Annotated in this window: 12 protein-coding genes and 1 pseudogene; 2 read left to right on the top strand and 11 right to left on the bottom strand. The window is 50.0% G+C overall.

The window, feature by feature from the left end:
- Both AACZ40_RS03225 and AACZ40_RS03220 read left to right on the top strand, forming a co-directional pair.
- A partial coding sequence (locus AACZ40_RS03225) for a glutamine synthetase (RefSeq protein WP_339673256.1) occupies nt 1-1,068 on the top strand: 1,068 nt, incomplete at its 5' end.
- A gap of 201 nt (nt 1,069-1,269) precedes the next feature.
- A complete protein-coding gene (locus tag AACZ40_RS03220; RefSeq protein WP_291176339.1) occupies nt 1,270-2,397 on the top strand; it encodes a hypothetical protein in 1,128 nt (375 codons plus the stop codon).
- A gap of 51 nt (nt 2,398-2,448) precedes the next feature.
- Here the strand turns inward: AACZ40_RS03220 and AACZ40_RS03215 are convergent, their stop codons facing one another.
- The 11 genes and pseudogenes from AACZ40_RS03215 to AACZ40_RS03165 all read right to left on the bottom strand — a co-directional run bounded on the left by AACZ40_RS03215 (nt 2,449) and on the right by AACZ40_RS03165 (nt 16,800).
- Nucleotides 2,449-3,756, bottom strand: coding sequence for a Gfo/Idh/MocA family oxidoreductase (locus AACZ40_RS03215; protein ID WP_291176337.1), 1,308 nt, complete (start codon nt 3,754-3,756; stop codon nt 2,449-2,451).
- A 329-nt stretch (nt 3,757-4,085) separates the two neighbouring features.
- On the bottom strand, nt 4,086-5,873 hold the full coding sequence (locus AACZ40_RS03210; RefSeq protein ID WP_339673250.1) for an arylsulfatase: 1,788 nt from the start codon (nt 5,871-5,873) through the stop codon (nt 4,086-4,088).
- A 221-nt stretch (nt 5,874-6,094) separates the two neighbouring features.
- Nucleotides 6,095-6,703 (bottom strand): TlpA disulfide reductase family protein, encoded by a 609-nt coding sequence (locus AACZ40_RS03205; RefSeq protein ID WP_291176331.1) that lies wholly within the window; start codon nt 6,701-6,703, stop codon nt 6,095-6,097.
- Nucleotides 6,704-6,775: 72 nt separating this feature from the next.
- On the bottom strand, nt 6,776-8,455 hold the full coding sequence (locus AACZ40_RS03200) for a tetratricopeptide repeat protein (RefSeq protein WP_291176328.1): 1,680 nt from the start codon (nt 8,453-8,455) through the stop codon (nt 6,776-6,778).
- Between the two features lie 218 nt (nt 8,456-8,673).
- A pseudogene (locus AACZ40_RS03195) lies at nt 8,674-9,632 on the bottom strand (DUF1559 domain-containing protein).
- Between the two features lie 680 nt (nt 9,633-10,312).
- Nucleotides 10,313-11,296, bottom strand: coding sequence for a DUF1559 domain-containing protein (locus AACZ40_RS03190; RefSeq protein WP_291176323.1), 984 nt, complete (start codon nt 11,294-11,296; stop codon nt 10,313-10,315).
- Between the two features lie 280 nt (nt 11,297-11,576).
- Nucleotides 11,577-11,990 carry a carboxypeptidase-like regulatory domain-containing protein gene (locus AACZ40_RS03185; protein WP_291176321.1) on the bottom strand — a complete coding sequence of 138 codons (414 nt, stop codon included), beginning with the start codon at nt 11,988-11,990 and terminating at the stop codon, nt 11,577-11,579.
- 288 nt (nt 11,991-12,278) lie between these two features.
- Nucleotides 12,279-12,503: a DUF5989 family protein gene (locus AACZ40_RS03180; RefSeq protein WP_291176318.1), complete on the bottom strand. Its 225-nt coding sequence runs from the start codon at nt 12,501-12,503 to the stop codon at nt 12,279-12,281.
- 45 nt (nt 12,504-12,548) lie between these two features.
- Nucleotides 12,549-12,965 (bottom strand): SxtJ family membrane protein, encoded by a 417-nt coding sequence (locus tag AACZ40_RS03175; RefSeq protein ID WP_291176316.1) that lies wholly within the window; start codon nt 12,963-12,965, stop codon nt 12,549-12,551.
- Between the two features lie 36 nt (nt 12,966-13,001).
- A complete protein-coding gene (locus AACZ40_RS03170) occupies nt 13,002-14,840 on the bottom strand; it encodes a carbamoyltransferase (RefSeq protein ID WP_291176312.1) in 1,839 nt (612 codons plus the stop codon).
- A gap of 196 nt (nt 14,841-15,036) precedes the next feature.
- Nucleotides 15,037-16,800, bottom strand: coding sequence for a CRTAC1 family protein (locus tag AACZ40_RS03165; protein WP_291176310.1), 1,764 nt, complete (start codon nt 16,798-16,800; stop codon nt 15,037-15,039).
- Nucleotides 16,801-16,833: the final 33 nt, after the last annotated feature.

The following is a 16,833-nucleotide window of genomic DNA, read 5'->3' as shown; positions in this document are numbered from 1 at the left end:
GCCCGAATGCTGGCGGATGTGGAAACGCTGCAGGGCGATCCGTGGGAACTCTGTCCCCGCAGCCTGCTCAAAGACTTTCTCAGTCGGCTCGCTGCTCGGGGCTTGCAGATTCAGGCTGCCTTTGAGAATGAATTCACACTGTCTGATCAAACGGAGACGGGCTGGGAACCCGTCGATCAGTTGAACTGTTTCAGTTCTGCCGCCATGGATCTGGCCAGTCCATTTATTCTGCCCCTGATTGATGCGCTGGAACAACAGGGCATCAAAGTGGAAAAATACTATCCGGAAGCGGGACCTGGACAACAGGAAATTCCGATACGACATCAAGCTGGACTGCTGGCCGCCGATCAGCAGGTGGTCTTCAAAGAGACCGTGCGCGGCGTCGCACTGGCGCACGGTTATCGCGTTTCATTCATGCCTAAAATCTCCCCTGCGTTTGCCGGGAATGGATGCCATATTCACTTCAGTCTGTGGGACGAAGGCCGAAACCTGTTTTACGACCCGGCGGGTGAATTCAATCTCTCCGGGACAGCGCGTCATTTTATGGGAGGCATTCTCAAACACCTGCCCGCGTTGATGGCGTTGACCGCCCCGACCACGAATTCCTATCGGCGGTTTGTGGAACGCTGCTGGAGTTCCAGCTATACCTGCTGGGGTCCTGATAACCGCGAAGCGAGTGTCCGGGCCGCCTCGGGATACCAGGGGCAGGAAGCGGCGACGGTCAATCTCGAGTACCGTCCCTGTGATCCCACCTGTAATCCCTACCTGGCACTTTCTGGACTGATCTGTGCAGGACTGGACGGAATCGAAAATGAACTCGATCCGGGCGATCCTGTACTGACCGACCCTGCGCTGCTCTCGGCAGAGGAACGACGTGCCTTGAACATGAATGCTTATCCCACCGACCTGGAGTCGGCCCTGTCTGCGCTGGAACAGAATTCGGTCCTGCTGTCTGGATTCGGAGAGAACCGAATTACTGATTATCTCACCATGAAACGCGCCGAGATCAGCATGCTCGATTCACTGGGAGACGAGGGGGAACGCCAGGCTTATGAATTCCGTTTTTAACAGACCGGGAAACGGTCGCTACCTCTAAACTCATCCTGAAAACAATTTTACAATTTCCCAAACCGGCCTTTTATGCTTTTACAACAGAATCAATTCGACAAAAAGCGGAAATGCAGCCCCGCATTCAGTTTTGAGCAATATCGTGAATCGGTATGCTTTAGACGTGACACGTTTTCGCTATTTCGTATTAAGGATACCGCTATGAAACCGTTTCGGGACATGTCCCTTTTCGTATTATCACTGTTACTGATTTCGGGATGTGCCGAGAAAGAACCCTCAAACAAACCCGCTGCCACACCGGTTGAAAAAACAGAGAAAGCAACAGAAGCCCCCACAGCAGGCGTGCCTGAAAGTGAAGTTCAACTCGCGGATTCCCTGAAAAAGCTGGGAGCAAAACTGAAACAGGATCAGGCCGGCTATGTGATTGAAGTCGATTTCCGCGGAGCAAAAATTGATGATGCGGCACTGAAAGACATCGCAGGGCTCTCGCATCTCCGTTCCCTGCTGTTAAATGAAACACCGATTACCGATGCCGCTCTGGAACCCGTGGGAAAAGTCACGACACTGGAAAACCTCGACCTGCGAAACTGCTCGTTGAACAACAAGGCCATCTCTTATCTGACCGGTCTTTCCAGGCTCAAAGCGCTGCGTCTGTCCGGCAACTCGGATATCGATGATGATGCCATGGCTGACATCAATCAGCTGACTAACCTGAAAGCGTTGATGCTCGATTTTCTCTGGGTCAGCGGTGACGGGCTTTCGCAGATGAAAGACCTGAATAAACTGGAAGAACTCTACCTGGCTAAAACACTGGTCGACGATGATGGGCTCGCCACACTTACTCAATTCCCCAAACTGAAGAAAACACGCCTCTCGCAGAATCAGATCTCGGACGATGGTCTGGCAGTTTTCGCAAAAATTCCCCAGTTGGAAGAACTGGACCTGAGTGAAAACAGCCTGCTCTCGGATGCCGGGATGAAACATCTGTCCGGTCTGGGAGAACTGAAAAAGCTGAATCTATGGCGCGTGGGACTGACTGATGCCGGTATCGAACCACTGCAGGGACTGACGAGCCTGGAATGGTTGAACCTGGATAATACCCGGTTGACCAATGCGGGTCTCAAATATCTGAAAGACATGCAGAAGCTGGAATTTCTGCACCTCGGTTCCACGGCTGTCTCTGATGAGGGCCTGAAAGATCTGGAGGGGCTCACCAGTCTCAAAGATCTGAAACTGACGCGAACGGCGGTCACCGAAAAAGGGGTGGCGGAATTGAAAAAGAAACTGCCAGACACCGACATTCAGCTGAAATACATTGAAGGCCAGTAGCCCGGCTCACTCACGATTGAGGAGCCGGACAGTACTGGATGGCTTTCAAAATTAAACCACTTCCCAGCCGGCACGGTACTCTTTGGTGATGTACTGGTCGGCTTCGGGACAGTTGGTGGCTTTCAGGCTGGCAGCATCCCAGTCCAGTGCTTTCTTCGCACGGTAGGAAACATTACCCAGCAGAACCGATTCAGTCAAAGCGCCGGAATAATCAAAGTTGCAGGTTGTGGGAGAACCATCTTTGCAGGCCTTGATCCATTCCGCATGATGTCCGATTGAATTCGGAATGCTCTGCTTGGGAGGAGTGAAGTCAGCAAATTTTTCCTTGGGGAATAATTTATAACTGCCGTAGTTGGCAAACATGCTGCCTTCCGAACCGACAAACATCACCCCGCTGCCGGGAACGCGTTCGCCGGCGACTTTTTTCGGAATCATGTTTCCGTCATACCAGGTCAGATTGACGGGAGCCAGATCGCCCCGCTTGGGGAATTTGTAGCGGACAGTCAGTCCATGCGGACAGGCTTCCGGATGGACTTCCGGACCTTCTGCTTCACAGTGAGTGGGATGACGCAGTTTCAGAGCCCAGAAAGGCAGGTCCATGTAGTGGCAGGCCATATCGCCCAGGGTTCCCTGACCGAACTGCCACCAGCGTCGCCATTGAGCAGGATGATAGCGTCCAGCGGCATAGGGCCGTTCGGGAGCTGGTCCCAGCCACAGATCCCAGTTCAGATTCTTGGGAGGGGCTTGAGTTTCCGTCGGAAGATCTCCGCCTCCCCAGCCTTTACCGACCCAGACATGGACTTCGCCGATGTCACCCAGGACACCGGACTCTACGATCTCAACGACACGACGATAATTGTCACCAGCGTGAATCTGTGTTCCCAGCTGAGTGGCAACGCCCTGCTTCTTTGCTTCTTCTGCAATGATGCGTGCTTCCTGAACGGTGTGCGTCAGTGGCTTTTCACAATAAACGTGCAGCCCTTTGCGAATTGCCCGAATCGTCGCAGGAGCATGATGATGGTCGGTCGTACCAATGACAACGGCATCAATTTTTCCTTCTTCGCTTTCCAGCATCTCGCGATAGTCAGCATACAGACGGGCATTTGGGAAGCTGGCAGACGCACGATCGAGATAGTTGCTGTCCACATCGACCAGCGCGACAATATTCTCGCCTTTGACGCCATCCACATCTGCTGCTGCCCGGTTGGCAGTACCGATGCAGGCGATGTTCAACTTACCGTTGGCAGACTTTGAAGCGGCCGGAGCAACTCCCGTCCAGACACCGGCTGAAATAGCAGCGGCACCGGCGGTGGTGGTCTTCAGAAATTCGCGACGGCTGAAATTTGAATTCTTTTGCATTAATCAATCCCATTAAAGAGGCCAGCCGACAACTTACGCGACTGGCAGGTGTGAGTATTGATTGACTGTCAGTAGTCAATTCATCGAGGTTCGGTAAGTACCTGCAGTACAGTTCCTACGTGCCAGCAATGAAATTGCGGGAGGTTTCCCAGGTGAAACCGGCAGAAAACGAAAACAGTACTTACCCTCTAATTTAACAATCCTTATTTATAGTAATTTGAATCACAGCCTGTGACCATTCCAGATTATGACCGTTTTTCACTTTCTTATAAGAAAGAACCGATGGAAACAGTTATAAGACCGGCCTCAACCCCTTTCAAAATGACGATTTAAGGGGCAGAGGACTCTTGAGGTTTCTGAGTGATATAAACCATTTTTGGTCCCCGTTCGAGTTTTCCTTCCACAATTTTCACATCAATCGTCTGCTCCCCTGCGTGCAGGGTTACGTTGGGAAAAACATGTTCTGTCTGGCCTGCCGGGACCTCTGCATGAAACAGATCATGCCCCACCTGCACGGTCATCTCGACGCTGGATTGTGCTTTCTCTGTGCCGAACAGTACTTTGATATCATAAGGACCTGTCTGCTCAATCGTCACCAGCCATTGACCTCGTGCATCACTGGTCCAGCCTTTCCCTTTCGGTCCGGAGTAGCGCCAGTCCTGTCGAGTGAGAACCGTGGTTTCTTCTTTCGGGTTCCCGACATGAATGCGGGGTGGAGCGTAATTATCAGGACGTGTCGAACTCACATCACGAAACCAGGTGTTGTATTGCTCTGTCAGGTTTGAGGCCAGCTTTGTTTTGGCTCCCGCAAGGTCCTGGCGTTCGGCGGGATCGTTTTGCAGATGAAACAGTTTGCCCGGTTCATCCGGTTTGGAGAATGTCATTTTATAATCTTGCGTGACCACCGCAGCATTCGTTCTTGGCTGAGGTTCATCCCCGCGATGCCACTGCAGAAACAGCGAGCGTTCAGGCCATTGATCGGCATTGTCTTTCAGCAGCGGCAGCACATTGACTCCGTCCAGTTGCAATCCTTTCGGCTTGTCGACACCGGTTGCCGCCAGGATGGTCGGAAAGAGATCATAATGGGCGGCGATCGTGGGATTGACCGTACCTGCCTTAAGTTGTGCCGGCCAGTGTGCGATCAGAACGGAGCGGATTCCCCCTTCATTCACACTGCCTTTCATCCCGCGATGTTCGCCGACAAAACGCGGACCGTTCGGACCATTGTCATTGAGAAACAGGACCAGGGTATTGTCCAGCGCATCAATCTGTTTGAGATGTTGAAGCAGCTTACCAATATTCTGATCAATATTTTCGATCATCGAAAAAACGCGCGCTGTTTTATCAAACTGTTTTTCATTCTTGCGTTTCGGGTTCAAATCGAATCCATAAGCATCAGTCAGGTCCATTGCCTGGTATTTTTTACGAAGATCTTCAGGGACATCGTCAAAAGGCCCATGGGGCGCGTTGGTCGCGATATACATGAATGTCGGCTTATCCTGCGATTCGTTCTGCTCGATAAATTTCATTGCATGATCAAAATAGATATCCGTGCAATAGCCATGCATCTGTTTCTTTTCACCATTATGGAACAACACCGGATCGGTATACTTCCCGGCTCCTTCAGGTGGGTCGCTGGGCTGACCGATGCCGCCTCCCCGGTGCACGAGCACTTCCTGAAATCCCTGGTCCTGTGGCCTGAGTGGATACGAATCTCCCAGATGCCATTTCCCGAAGATTCCCGTGCGGTAACCGGCGGGAGCGAGTGCTTCGGCAATAGTGACTTCTGCCGGTTCGAGCATGGCACGACCGATGTAAGTATCGATGGCACGGGTGCGATAGTTGTAACGCCCTGTCATCAGGTTGGCACGGGTCGGCGTACAGACCGGACTGACATAGAAGCGACTGAGCCGTGCACCGTTCGCGGCGATGGTATCCAGGTTCGGCGTACTCAGATGCCTGTTTCCCTTGAAGCCATAATCCCAGCCCCCCTGGTCATCGGTCATGATCAGAATCACGTTGGTATGCTTTGCGGCTTGAGCTTTCGTCGTCAGCAGAGAGACAGCCAATACTGTCAGTAAGGCAGAGACACTTCGACAGTTTATCAAATGAAGCATGGTATCAGATCCGGAGGCAAGGATGGAAACAGGGAACGCAAGGATTTCTGGAGTGAAACGCTCTGGTATCTACTCAGTCTAGGCATTTCGTCGGGGCTCTGCAAACAGATTCTTTTCCACCTCTTAAAAAAATGGTTTGCATTTACCATTTGATCGGCGGGAATCAATGCAAACCAGGCACTGCTGCTGCAGGCACTTCGCAATGTTTTATGACACCTGCACTATTTACTGTCATTCTCTATCGATGCCGATTGCGGAAACAGTGTTTTCAATGCAGCACTGATTGAGCGTTGGTCATAAAGATGATCCGGATTGACATTCCCCAGCGCGACAACGAGTTCCCCCTCTCGATTATATATTTGACAGAACGGAAGTGTGCTGCCTTCGATGCCAAATTTCTCAAACGGTTTGGTATCCGGTGCCGCGGAACAGATAAAATTTTCAAACGGAGCGCGATACTCAGTAAGATACTCTGTCACGACCTTGCGATTACTTTCATTATCTTCATCCAGATTGATTGCCAGAATCACCAGGCCCCGGTCGGCATACTCCTGATGCCATTCACTTAAATGATGAAAGGAATCCAGGCACATTGGACACCAGGTCGCCCAGTAATCTACAAACACCACTTTCCCGCGGTGCTTCTCTATTTCTGCGGACAACGTTTCAGGAGTAATATCTTTCAGTTGAATTTCAACCACAGGCAGCGACTGAATAACAGCTTCGCGCGCGGTTAACGGCGGCGCTTCCAATTCTTCGGCTGAGTCACCAGGCCTGCAGGCAGACAGCAGACAGAGCAGAGTAGAACAGAGAATCAGATTTCGAACCATTTGAGATACCACCAACAGAGCTACCATTGTGCCTGAACCGGATGCTGTAATTCAACGACACTGAGTTTACTATTATTCCAGTTGAAAACGCTGCATGACGTTATGAATTTCCCGCTGTTTCTGTTTCGTCATTGAATCCAGCTTCAGTGCCTCATTTAAATACCGGGCAGCATGCGCAGGCTGATCCTGTTGCAGATAGATGTCTGCCAGTGCAAGATATGACGGCAGATGCTCGCGTGAAAGTTTAATCGCGCGCTCGTACGACTGAATCGCCTGCTCTGCATCGCGCTTGCCCCACCAGGCGTTACCCAGGTTATGATATACACCCACCTTGAGATGCTGCAACTTACCATCCAGCAGTTCCAGTGACCGCTGATACAGTTCAATTGCCGGGTCATACTGCTGCATGGTTACCAGGGCGTTGGCCTGGTTGATGAGAGCCCCTGTAAATTCCGGATCAATTGCCAGCGCCCGTTCATAACAGGCGAGCGCTTCGGCAAACTGCTCATGACTGGCGTATACCAGCCCCAGGTGCACATGAGCGGTTGATGACCTGGGGTTGGTATTAACCCACTGTCGGAAAAATGTCTCTTCGTTCTCAAAATAAATGCCACGAATACCACTGATACATGCCAGGCACACGCCGGCAACCAGTCCTGTGATCATGAACAGCTTTCTTACCAGAAAACGATCCCAGTACTGACTGATCATTGATGCGGACAAAGCCAGCGGCGCCAGCACCGACAGAAAAACATAGCGCTCTGAAAAAGCGCATTCCTGCTCCAGAATATTGGAGGTCGGCAGCATCAGCAGTAAAAACCAGCCTCCCCAGAAACAGGCTGACCGCCCCAACTCTTCTGATTTCCTCCATACAAAATAAACAAGTATTCCCGTCAGCAGCACGGCAATGAGAATACGGAGCGGATCGAACCAGACTTCGACAGGTGGCTCATACACAAGTTCCACGAACGGCACAAAACTGGTCTGCAGAGCATACAGCAGCGAATAAAACGGTCCCAGTGGCTGCTCTGCCAGCATGAGTTTTACTTCCGTTCCACTAAAGAGCAACCACCGCAACAGCAGATACCCCGCCAGGAGCAGCAGGAAGGGGAGATAACGTCGAAACCAGCCCGCTAGTTGCCTCTTCTCGGGGAGTCCCGTCAGGTTCAACAGGTCTGCAGTCACAAATAACACAGGCAGCACAATCGCCTGCTCCTTGGCAAGTAACGCAAGACCACAGGTCACGACGGACCACCAGTAATATTTCTGTGAGCCTTTCAGAAAACACCAGGTCGAGAGCAGAATCAATGCAGCAGGAAGTAATGTTTCACGACCGGAGGCAACGGGATAAACGCAGGAGGAAGCCGCAGGATGCAGACCAAACAGGGCCACTGCAAACAGAGCAGGAACCGGCAGAATTTTAAACAGCGGTAAGCGGATCAGCAGCCAGGCAATACCGACAGTGATCCCTGCCAGAATCGCATTGAACAGATGAAACCAGCGTGCATCATCACCATGCAGTGTTTTCTGCAACATGATCGATGCCCGGGTCAGTGGTCGGTAGTAAGGCAGTGTTGGAAAACTGGGTTCCGTGAAGATCAGTATCAGGTCATCAAAGGACTCCAGTGGCTGCTGTGCCAATACCTGTTCGGAATCATCATACAGAAACGTGTTAGAATAGTAGGAGCCATACAAAGCAGAGATGACAGAAACGACTGCAAGTAAACTCAGAGTTTCCGCTTTACGAGTCATAACAGTCTGTTCGGATTAGAATTATTCTGCAATGTTCCCTGAACCTGCAGTTTCGATTGAGGACCTTGAACAGATAAGATACCCGATCTCGTGAGGTTGGTACAACTGAAAATGAAAACCGCCCGTTCCCTTGTCAGAAAAAAGGGGAACGGGCGGTGTCGTTTGAGACGGTATCTGTCAGCACTGGCTTATCAGAGTAACTGACAGATTACTCAGAGTCACTGATTGATACTGACGACATTCCCGTCACTGAATGTATGCAGTCTCTGCCAGGTAGGTCCGTCGATACTGTCACCAACAAAATGGACCGAGCCATCCACCAGCAATGTATGCACTCCACCGATGTGGTAGCTGCGGGCAATCCCGGAGTTGGAACCCGCTGAACTGGTACCATTACATCCATTGGGAGTCGACACCGCGAGAATGGTATAAGCGGTACCACCAAGTGCGGGTTGTGCCCAACCATACTTGGCCTGATTCCCCACGCCAGTAAATCCACAGCCCGCATCTTTTGTTCTATTCTGAGCAAATTCAGAAAAACAAATGGTGTTGGAGGTCCCATCCGTAATGAGCTTTAATTTCATCGCAGGATGTGTCAGCGCTGTCCCCGCTTCATTTAACTGACCATTTCGTTCTGCAATACTCCTGAAGTTCCATGTAGACCACAGAGCCCGGAAGGATGCGTCGAGCCGGCACCGGGATAATTGTGCGTCGCCAGACCATTGTTACTGACAGAGGAATCATGGGTACGATTGTCACTGGGACAGATATAGACAGGAATCTGGGTGGCTCCTGCAGGTAAATTCACGGCATCATCATAACGTAAGCTCATATTGATCTGATTATAAATATTTGCCTGATCAATATAAGGCAGCAACATGGTGTGAACCGTATGAAAACTGTGCGGAATTCCCGTCGTATTGAATGCTGCAGCAGTATACGTTCCGCAGCAACAACCTCTCCCGTTTGGGGAAATGGTAGCCCGGGGAAAAACTCCCATAGTACGATCGAGATAATTTGCCAGCGCGAGGCCGATCTGCTTCAGATTATTTTTGCAGGTACTGCGTCGAGCTGCTTCGCGTGCCTGTTGCACGGCTGGCAACAGTAATGCAATCAGGATGGCAATGATCGCAATTACCACCAGAAGTTCAATTAATGTAAATGCCTTACGTTTCATCAAGGGGTCTCTCCTTCAATAAATAAGAATAAGCTTAATTTAGAAATTGATGACGAAACAGTGTTTGACACCTTGGCAGAAAATGCTGTCTAAAAAATCATTGAGCAGCGATGAAACTGACTTAGGAGAGATATTGCGGGGATAGAGTATTTCTATTGTGTGATGGAGGAATCTATCTGATCAGAAATTTGGTCAGTCAGGCAGCGAATAAGCAATTCAGCTTTTATGTCTGGAAAGGGTCTGACTTTCAAGCCTTCGTAATTGGTCCTCCTTTGATCCCAGTTTTTTCTGGAAGTTCAGAGCTTCCTGAAAAAGCAGCTGTTCTGACTGCTGATCGCACATCAAACTCAAACCAGCCAGAGCGGATTTAACGGTTAGAGACAACAGACGTCGTCTCTAATCTGTAATACGATTACATGGAAAAACGCACATTCAAAATTAACACCAGAACTTCACACAGGTTTCGCATGATTTATTATTACTGATGACGCCTTTTTCCTGTAAATATTCAAACAGTATCGGGCCCAAGCGTCAATACGATCTGATGCAAAATGCCAGAGACACCCACACATGAACACCTAACGCTTGTCAGCAATGTAAAAGAGCCTGAAGACGGAAATTCCACCTCCAGGCTCAACTGTTACTAAAATCAACTGTTTTCGAATTAACGAGATCAGGCTTTATTTATTGATACTGACAACCTGATTATCACTGACGGCTCCGAGATATCTCCAGACAAATCCATCGATACTGTCACCAACAAAATGGACGGAACCATCAACCATCAGGGCATGAACCCCACCCGCGTGCCAGCTGCGGGCGATACCAATATTGGAACCACCGGTACTGGTACCATTGCAGCCATTCGGAGTAGAGACCTCGCGAATCGTAAATGCAGTTCCCCCTACGGCAGGCCGTGCCCAGCCATATTTTGCCTGAGCGGTACTGCCGATATTACAGTCAATCTTGGTCTTGTTTTGAGCGAACTCTGAAAAAGCAATCGTATTGGAAGTTCCATCTGTGATCAGACGTAACTTCATTACAGGATGGGTTAAGGCCGTTCCCGCTTCATTCAACTGCCCGGCCCGTTCTGCAAACACACCTGTTCCGGATCCAGTTGTGCCATGTAAACCACACAGTCCGTAAGGATGATTGGATCCCGTCCCGGGATAACTGTGAGTTGCCATTGAGATCGAATCACCGGCGTCATTTGTAACAACATTGGAATCAGAAGTTCTGTTATCACTGGGACAGATATAAACAGGAATCTGTGTTTTGACTGCTGGACCATTAACCGTGTCATCGTACCGCAGACTCATATTGATCTGGTTATAGACATTTGCCTGATCAATATAAGGCAGTAACATCGTATGCACAGTATGAAAACTGTGAGGGATTCCAGTCGAGTTGTAAGCCGTTGAACCATAACTTCCACAGCAGCACCCTCGCCCATTAGGAGAGATAGTAGCCCTGGGAAATACTCCCATCGTGGTATCGATGTAGTTTGCCAGGGCCAGGCCAATCTGCTTCAGATTGTTTTTACACGTACTGCGCCGCGCTGCTTCCCTGGCCTGTTGCACCGCCGGCAGAAGCAATGCAATCAGAATGGCAATGATAGCAATGACTACCAGAAGCTCAATTAACGTAAAAGCCTTGCGTTTCATGAATAAACTCCTTTACAACAACAAAATAAATAAAAACGCATATTCAGTGACAACGATTCGGAACACAAAATCGCCTCACACCAGATACAAGATTTATATTCAACTTCTCAAGTGGTAATACCGCTTAAGAGAAAGTTGCTTTCATCCTCCACTGATTGATTATTCATTGACCGATCTGTAGAACCAGACCAGCAGTTAGATTTTATTATTTATTTTTCAGCGCAGAACCCTGGATCTGGTTTATAACCAGGGACACTCCGGCTTGTTGATAGGAGTTCGTTTATTTAGAAGTTAATTCAAAGTCAAAAGTTTTATTGGATTCAGTGACCTCTGCCGTTAATTCACTGTTAACGCCATACTTTTTATAAGGGCCCGTTTCAAAGGCAGCTGCCCCCTCTTCTTCTGCTTTTTCATCTTTTTTCTCATTGACCATCACTGCATATTTCGCCGGGTACACATTCTCGAGGCTGTACTTGCCGGACGAATCGGTTGTCGCAACGTATTGCCGATACTCTGCTGGTGCGCCGGCATCAAGCCTTTTAAAGATCACTTCCACGCCATCAGAGGGTTTGCCATCCAAGGTGATTGTTCCGGTCACCGTTACAGCGGTTCCGAGATCTGCCGTGGGATCGCTGCCACAACCGGAAAGAGCTATCAGAGAAAACAACAGAAAGGAGTTCAGAGCTGGTCGCACTTGGTGTCTCCTGAATCTTAAGATGAAGTAAATTCGAATGAATGATTCACAAGAATAGTCAGACTGGATTAGAGGTGCTGACTTAAGGCTACCAATAAAGATTCATAAATGAAAGTTTTTTTTATAACAGATATAAAGAAATTGTTATTTTATGAAGATTGGCAACAATTGATTTTCGCATGTACAGTAGCGCGGAACCTTCCAGTGAAAAATCGAAGGCGTGGAATTCTCTGCGCCTGACAAGCTGTAATATTTGAGACTGCAGCAATATGAATACAATGCATCCAATTAAATCGGATAGATAAACGGTGCCATCGCGCTCCCGCTGATGAGTATCAGTAAGCCAATCAACAGCAGCGCAATAATAATCGGCGCTAACCACCATTTCTTATTATGTTTCAGGAAATCCCAGAACTCTGCCAGGATTCCCGGTGTCGCCGATTCCGATTGAGAAAGGAAATCCGTTGTCTGTTCTTCCCCTGAATTTGACTGCGGATCAGTTTGTTCTGTCATTCTCAAACCTTTGTTGAATTCCGAGATGATGTATTTCAAGTGGAATTAAAACTGACGAAAATAATCCTGTTCCTGTCTGATGCGGCGTTCTCGCCTCCAGTAGGAACTTGCCTGCGCGTCAAAGCGTCTGCCCACCAGATCATGTCCCAGCAATCGTAAAGCAAATCCGATCGGCGTCATCACCAGATAATATACTACAGCAATCAACAAACAGGAAACACTCCAGCGAACGGGAAACAGCAGAATCATCCACCCCAGATAAACGGGTTTGACTGTTGCAGGCGCGAGGAAACCAATCACCATTATCAGCACGGCAATTCCCGACAGCATCACTGCCAGCGGAACCGAAGCCGACGCTCGAAAGCTGATCAATGAAATCAGAGCCAGCAGACAGCCCAGCGCGATTGAGAAAATCCTCAAGTCGCGGGAAGAGGGATTCCAGTTGATTTCTGCTAATGCCATCTTGAGTTATTGCCTTCTAAAACGATTCTTCAGGATTTAATCCAGGGCGTATTGGTCCAGGTGCAGGTCATCCTCAAAAACCCGCGCCTCGGGCTGTTCAGACTTGAGAATCACAAACTGTTCCAGCACGAGTACATCCATATTAGTTGCCATAAAACATTGATACGCATCTTCTGGCGTGCAGACGATTGGTTCGCCTCGCACATTAAAACTGGTGTTAATCATCACCGGCGACCCGGTCAGCTTTTCAAATGCGGCCATCAGTTTGAAATATCGTCCATGGCGTGTGTCATCCACTGTCTGCAGACGGGATGAATAATCGACGTGCGTAATGGCCGGCACACGGGAGCGGATCAACTGCAGCTTCTGCAGGCCTGTGAGCTCATCACTGTCAGCAGGCAGAGTCGTTCGCTGATGAGATTGCACGTCGGCAACCTGCAGCATATAGGGGCTGTCCACATCAGGTGGAAAATCAAAGTAGTCCGTGACCCTGCTTTGTAATATGGAGGGAGCAAACGGACGGAATGATTCCCGAAACTTGATCTTCCGGTTCATTTTTGACTGCATCGTGGTACTGCGTGCATCGCCGAGAATGCTCCGCCCTCCCAGTGCGCGCGGTCCATATTCCATACGCCCCTGCAGCCAGCCCACCACTTTTTCCTCTGCGATGTAACGGGCCACTTCATCGCACAGTTCCCCTTCATCGGCACGATGATGGTAGAGGACTTTCCTGTCATCCAGAAATGCCCGAATCTGCGTCTCTGTAAACCGGGGTCCCAGGAAACTTCCCTGCTGTCTGTCTTCCGGTTGAAGCGTGCGCGGCTTTTTCAACAGTTGATGCCAGATAAACAACGCCACGCCCAGTGCGCCGCCTGCGTCTCCCGCTGCCGGCTGAATCCAGATTTTTTCAAAGGGACCTTCGCGTAGAATCTTGCCATTCGCGACGCAATTCAGAGCGACTCCTCCCGCCATACATAACTGGGACTTTCCTGTCTGTGCATGCACGTGCCGCACCATTTTCATCAGGATCTCTTCAGTCACCACCTGAATGGAAGCAGCCAGGTCCATCTCACGCTGCGTAATCTCTGATTCCGGCTGGCGGGGTGCTCCACCAAACAGATGATGGAATTTTTTTGAAGTCATGGTCAATCCATGACAATAATTGAAATAAGATAAATCGAGGCGAATTGAGCCATCGGGTTTGATATCCACCAGGTTTTCGCGAATCAGATCGACAAACCGCGGTTCCCCGTACGGGGCCAGTCCCATCAGTTTGTATTCGCCTGAGTTCACCTTGAACCCGCAATACCAGGTAAACGCTGAATACAACAAGCCGACGGAGTGGGGAAAATAGAGTTCGCTCTGGATCTCGATCCGGTTTTCCTGCCCGACTCCAAAACTGGCAGTCGCCCATTCACCAACGCCATCCACGGTCAGAAATGCGGCCTCGGCAAACGGCGAGGGAAAAAAGGCACTGGCTGCGTGGGACTCATGATGTTCTACAAACACGATCCGCCTGTTGTACTGTTTTTGTAGCCCCTCATGGATCGCGCGGGGAAGATGCAGCTTGGTTTTGAGCCAGCTGGGAATCGTATTCAAAAACGCTTTGAACCCCCAGGGCGCGAACGCCAGCGTTGTTTCCAGCAGGCGTTCAAATTTTAAAAGCGGTTTTTCGTAGAAACCGACCAGATCAATCTGATCGGGAGTCAGGCCTGCTTCTTCCAGACAGTACGCGATTGCGTGTTGCGGAAATGCAGCATCATGTTTGATGCGGGTAAACCGTTCTTCCTGGGCCGCCGCGATAATCTCACCATCCACGATGAGGGCGGCGGCTGAATCATGATAGAATGCGGAGATTCCCAGAATCGCGGTCATGCAGTACTCAGTCCGAATATTGAAAGCTCACAGAGGGTTGAACCGACATGAAAAGGAAATATCTTAGTGGAAGGGCATTTTTAAATTTTGGGTTGATAAATATCACGAGAGTGCGACAACAACAACACACCCAACTTTCATTTTCCAGCTTGATAAAGCATTAGTAGCATAATTAAATGTGGGCCTGCAAGAGCCTTTAATGGCCTGTCCCCTGAATCAGCGTCAGTTCTGCCTGGATGGGTAAATCATTCCACTCTTCCCGGCTGCCATCGGGCCAGTTGAGTACCAGGCTTTGGATCGAAGTCGCATCACCCGTGGGTACGATCACACGAGGATCGCTGGACGCCTGATAGCTGCCCCCCGCCGGGATAACCAGAATCTGTTCTACATCACCGGTGACGACTTTCAAAGTACAGCCCAGAGGTTCTCTCGATCCTTTCACGCCGATAAAACGCAGCCTGACACTCTTGCCTTGCCTGGGGCTCTCATTTTGCAGTAATGCCGCCGGCTTGATTTCATGCGTCGCCAGCAGGTCGGCATCGCCATCGTTATCCATATCCCCCACAGCGGTAGCGCGTCCCAGAAATTTGGATTGAAAATAGGGGCCCGAACTCTGGGAAACATCATGAAACCGTTTTCCCTGCTGATTATAAAACAGCTGCTGTGTCATTTCGTATTCATGCTCTGTTCCCAGCGTGCTCAGATCCCAGATATGACCGTTCGCGATAAACAGATCAGGCCATTGATCCAAATCGAAATCGGCAAACACAGTCCCGAACGCCAGCATCGGCCGCGAGGTCGTATCCAGGCCGAGACGGGAATTGGTGGTCAGGTAACCGCCGACCTCCAGTTGTTCATAGAAATCATTGACCGCGTTTTCAAAATTAGTGACGAACAGATCCAGCAGACCGTTACGATTGAAGTCGGCACAGGCGATTCCCATTGATGACTGCGGTTCCCCCTGATCACCCACGGCAACACCCAGCACCAGCGCCTGTTCATCAAATTTCATGTTTCCCTGATTGAGAAACAGAAAATTATCGGTGGTGTCATTCGCCACAAAAATGTCAAGCAGCCCATCGCGATTCAGATCTACGATCTGGACTGCCAGTCCTTTTCCCGCAGTGGGTTGAATGATGCCTGCTTCCTGTGAGCGATCCACAAACCGACCATCTCCCAGGTTTTCATAGAGCAGATCCTGTTGCGCGATCCTGCCGATCGGGCCACACGAAATCTTGACCCGTTGCGATCCGATCGTGGTATAGCAGGGAGGATCATCACGGGAATACTCGACATAGTTAGTGACATACAGATCCAGGTCACCGTCTCCGTCCAGGTCACCAAAGGCGGCGCTCGCCCCCCACTGTTCGTCCCCCGTCAGCGTGGTGTCTGTGATGTCGGAAAAGGTGCCATCTCCATTATTCTCCCACAAACAGTTTTTCCCATACGTGCATAAATACAGGTCTACAAACCCGTCATTGTTATAATCCCCGCAGGCCACTCCCATGCCAAAATCCGACCGTTCCACACCGGCAACCGCAGCGACGTTTTCAAATTGCAGCGCTTGCGGGAGTTGCCCGATGGAGCGATACAACCGATGCACTTCCCCTGCGTCCTCTGCAGGTCGATCAAAATGTGAGCCATTGGAAAGAAATACATCCAGGCACTGATCGCCATCAAAATCAAACAGCGCGACTCCGCCTCCATTCTGTTCCACCATGTAATGCTGTGGACTGGGATTACCATAATAGGTGAATTCGAGACCACTCTGGTGCGCGATGTCTTTAAACTGAAACGGTGCCGGCTTCGCAGTTGCCTGTGTAGGCGCCTTGTTCAGTTTGAGGTCGGGTGCAACCTGAGTGACAGACGATGGCTCGGGATCGGATTTGTTCTGATCACAGCCGACGATCAGCAACAGACAAAACAGGAACACTACAACCGGTAATCGGTGCTGCCTCATGAACGGAACCAAATTCACCTCACCCCTGCAACT

It is taken from the genome of uncultured Gimesia sp., from assembly GCF_963972345.1.
Lineage (GTDB): Bacteria > Planctomycetota > Planctomycetia > Planctomycetales > Planctomycetaceae > Gimesia.
This window is presented reverse-complemented; position numbering and strand designations above follow the sequence as displayed.